This window comes from Thiocapsa sp. (assembly GCF_011390875.1).
GTDB lineage: Bacteria > Pseudomonadota > Gammaproteobacteria > Chromatiales > Chromatiaceae > Thiocapsa.
Map to the genome: position 1 here is coordinate 1 of NZ_JAABRP010000320.1, position 3,723 is coordinate 3,723.

Here is a 3,723-nt window from a genome sequence, read left to right on the forward strand (position 1 = left end):
TGTCCGAAAGGAAGGTCGAAGAGCCGATCAGGATCAGTCGAGCCGAAGCGGGCGAGGTCTCCACGACGCCCGAGATGACCGGGGCCTTGTCCTCGACGGGTTCGCCCGTCTCAGGGTCGATCGCCTGCGGGTCGGTGTCGTCGGGCCCGCTGTCCTCGGATGCGTCGTCTTCGGACGAATCGTCGAGGAGCGGCGAGGGACGCCCCGCGAAGGCCGAGTCGAAGCGTCCCTCGACCGCAACGGCCAGGGCACGGCTGCCGCGATCTTCGCCGCGCGGAAAACCGAGACTGCCGTGCGTTTCGAAGTCGGGCTGCATGTTCTCCGACGCGCTGGTCCAGGACCCGGAGGAGCTGCGGATCAGCTCGATCACACGCCGATCGGCGTTCTTCTCGGCATCGATCTGAATCGGCGAGGACCAGTTCATGGTGATCTGGCCGAGGGCCGAGGTGATTCCGGAGTCCTGCGCGAGTCCGTCGCTGCGGACATCCGGGAAATAGGGATAGTCGAGCGTTTGGATCTCTTCGACCATAAAGCCGCCCAGATCACGCTGCACCGGGATCGGGAAAGGCGTGTTCTTGGGGTCGAGCACCAGGCTCGGCTCGAGTGTCAGCCCCTGATGGGCAAGCCAGTCTTCCAGCCCGGTCGGGGCTGCCCGCGCCGCGATGGAGCCCCCGGCCAGGTCCAGATCGAAGCTGGATGCGGCCAGGATGACGGTCCCGCCCTGCATCAGGAATTGGTCGATGGCGAACTGCTGGCGCTCGTCCAGGGCCGCGGGTCCGACCACCAGGAGCAGATCGGCATCCTCGCCGACCTGACCGGATGTGAGATCCGTCTCGCGCAGATTGAATCCGGTGCGCAGGGTCTCCTGCAAGAGGCCATAGCCGGGTCCGGCAGCCGGCTCGCCGAACATCCCGGGCGTCGACGGCGGCGTGTAGAGCGCGATGGTCCGCAAGACCCCCGGAGCGAACCGCTTGATGCCGGACTCGATGGCGCGTGTCAGACCCGCTCGATCGAGCGACTCGGGGAGCGGAACCGGAACGGCCTGATCGCCGGATTCGAGCACCATGTAGAAGTAGAAGGGCGTGGGATCGAGCAGACTGACCACCAGCGGCTCGAAACCGAACTGCTCGGCGATCGTTTGGGCCAGCGTGCCGTCGCCGGCCGCAGGATCCTGGATTTCGACGCTGAAGCGCTCGCCGCCCCTCTCGGCAAGCTCGGACAGGATTGACTCTAAGTCGGCCCGCAGCGCAGGCAAGGGCTCTGGCAGGCGATCGGCCGGCGAGATGAAGCCGCGGAAACGCACCGGCTCGTTGAGATTGGCGAAGAGATCGCCGGCGCCCTGATAGCCGTAGAGGACCTTGCGGATCACGCGGGTGAGATCGTACTCGGGGTTGCGCAGGCGTACATCCAGATCGGTCTCGCCTTGAACCTTCACGTCGATCAGGTCCTGAAAGCCGAGCGTCTCGAACTGATCGCCGTACTTGATCAAGATATCGAAATAGGAGTTGACCACGGATGCCTGATACTTGGTCGCGGTCTGGAAGGCGACGGGACGGATCCCGTATTGCTCGCCGGCCTCGCGCTCGAGCTCGGGCGAGCGCTCGGGGTCGACGAGCTCGACCTGAACCCGGCCGCCGCCGGCGATCTGATACTCACGCAGCAGGTCGCGGATCTGAGGGACCAACGGGGCCAACAAGGGGTGCGTGTCCGCGCTGAAATAGCCGCGGATCAGGAGCGGCTCCTGCAGTTGGCCGAGATAGGTCCGAGTCGCCTCCGAGATCGAGTAGACCCGACCCTCGGTGAGATCCACGCGGGCGTTGCCGACGGCGCCGAGCCAGAGGTTCGCGGCCAGAAGGTTGGCGACCGCAAGCCCGCTCACCAGGGTCCAGCGTCGATGATGCCGCCGGTTGGCGTCCGATTCGGCCCAGCGCAGACGCTCCAGGCTGTAGAGGGTGAGGGCGAGGAAGGCGCCGACGATGCTCAGGTAGTAATAGAGATCGCGCAGATCGATCACACCGCGTGTGATGGACTCGAAGCGCGAGCCGCTGCCGATGAGGCGGAGCAGCTCGCCGCCGTCGTGCCCCACCAGATTGGTCAGCGCCGGGGTGCCGATCAGGTAGAGCAGGGCGCCGACCAGGGTGGTCCCGATCAGTGCGACGATCGGGTTGTCGGTGCGCGACGAGACAAAGAGTCCGATCGCCAGATAGGCCGACGCCAGCAGCAGGGTGGCCAGATAGGCACCGATCACCGGGCCCCAGTCCATCGGACCCAGGAGCGAGACGGTCAGCGGGATCGGCAGCGTCAGGGCCAAGGCGATCGCGACCAATGCCAGACCCGCGAGGAACTTGCCGAGGACTAGATTCAGGGTCGGCACCGGCAGGGTCATGAGTGTCTCGAGCGTTCCGGCGCGTCGCTCTTCGCTCCAGAGCCGCATGGTCAGGGCGGCGCAGAGAAAAATCAGCAGTACCGGCATCCAGTCGAACAGGGGTCGGGCATCGGCGATGTTGCGCGCGAAGAAGGCATCGACCCAGAAGAAGACGAAGAGCGAAACCGCCAGGAAGGCGCCGATGAAGAGATAGGCGACCGGCGAGCCGAAGAAGGCGCCGAGCTCGCGGCGTGCGACGCGCAGGATGTCAGACATGAGCCACCTCCATCTGCTCCAAGGTCACGGCTCCGAAGAGGTCTTCGAGGTCGCGCCGCTCGGGCGCGAGTCCGTAGAGGTTCCAGGGTTGTCCGCCGAGCGCCTTGGCGACCAGCGGTGCGAGCGCCTGCGGATCCGCGGCGCTCAGGGCAAAGTGGCGAAGACCCGCCTCTCCGTCCCACACCTCGACGTCGGTGACCCCCTCGATCCGGGCGAGCACCGGGCGGGCCTCTTCGGGTGAGCAGTCGAGCGTGACAAGCAGCCGTTTGGGTCGCCCGATGGCATCCAGTGCACTGTCGAGCGCCAGTTGGCCGCCGCGCATGATGAGCACCCGACTGCACACCGCCTCGACCTCCTGCAGGACATGGGTAGAGATGATGAGGGTCGCGTCCTTGGCCAGCTCGCGCACCAGGCTTCGCATGTGCTGAATCTGCGACGGGTCCAGGCCGTTGGTCGGCTCGTCCAGGATGAGGATCGCAGGCTCGTGCAGGATCGCCTGGGCCACGCCCACGCGTTGGCGATAGCCGCGCGAAAGGGTGCCGATGGTCGCGGTCGCCTTGGGACCGAGATCGGTGCGCGCGATCGCCCGGCGGATGGCCGCGGGACGGCGGTTGTCGGCCATCCCGTGCAGTGCCGCCTGGTAGTCCAGGTAGTCGATCACACGCATCTCGGGGTAGAGGGGGCAGTTCTCGGGCAAATAGCCGATGCGCCGTTGCGCCTCGCGCCGCTGCTCGGCGATATCCAGCCCGTCGATCCGGATCGAGCCGCTGCTCGGCTCCAGATAACCGGTCATCATCTTCATGATGGTGGTCTTGCCGGCCCCGTTGTGGCCGAGCAGCCCGACGATCTCGCCGCGGCCGATGTCGAACGACACCTGTTGCACCGCCTTGAGCTCGCCATAGCTGCGACTCAGCTCGCGAACCTCGATCATGATGTCTCCTGCTGAACCGCGTCCGGCGTACTTTGCGCCGACATCGCGCGGGATCGGCTCTCGGCGATCCCCGGCGCGTCGGAGGGGACGCGGTTCAGGACTCTGAATGGTTGGGAATGGAAACCGCTTCGAGGATCGAGCGATTCGGAAC

At 66.1% G+C, this 3,723-nt stretch carries 2 protein-coding genes; both read right to left on the bottom strand.

The annotated features are described in order from the left end of the window. Positions 1–2,641 (bottom strand): Gldg family protein (locus tag GPT33_RS17765; RefSeq protein ID WP_296811723.1); only part of this gene is annotated, 2,641 nt, incomplete at its 3' end. Then, positions 2,634–3,572 (bottom strand): ATP-binding cassette domain-containing protein, encoded by a 939-nt coding sequence (locus tag GPT33_RS17770; protein ID WP_296811726.1) that lies wholly within the window; start codon positions 3,570–3,572, stop codon positions 2,634–2,636. The genes GPT33_RS17765 and GPT33_RS17770, both read right to left, overlap by 8 nt. Positions 3,573–3,723 lie beyond the last annotated feature (151 nt).

Excerpts from the sequence above, each read along its gene's own strand:
- GPT33_RS17770 (WP_296811726.1), bottom strand. The coding sequence starts at position 3,572 with ATGATCGAGGTTCGCGAGCTGAGTCGCAGCTATGGCGAGCTCAAGGCG.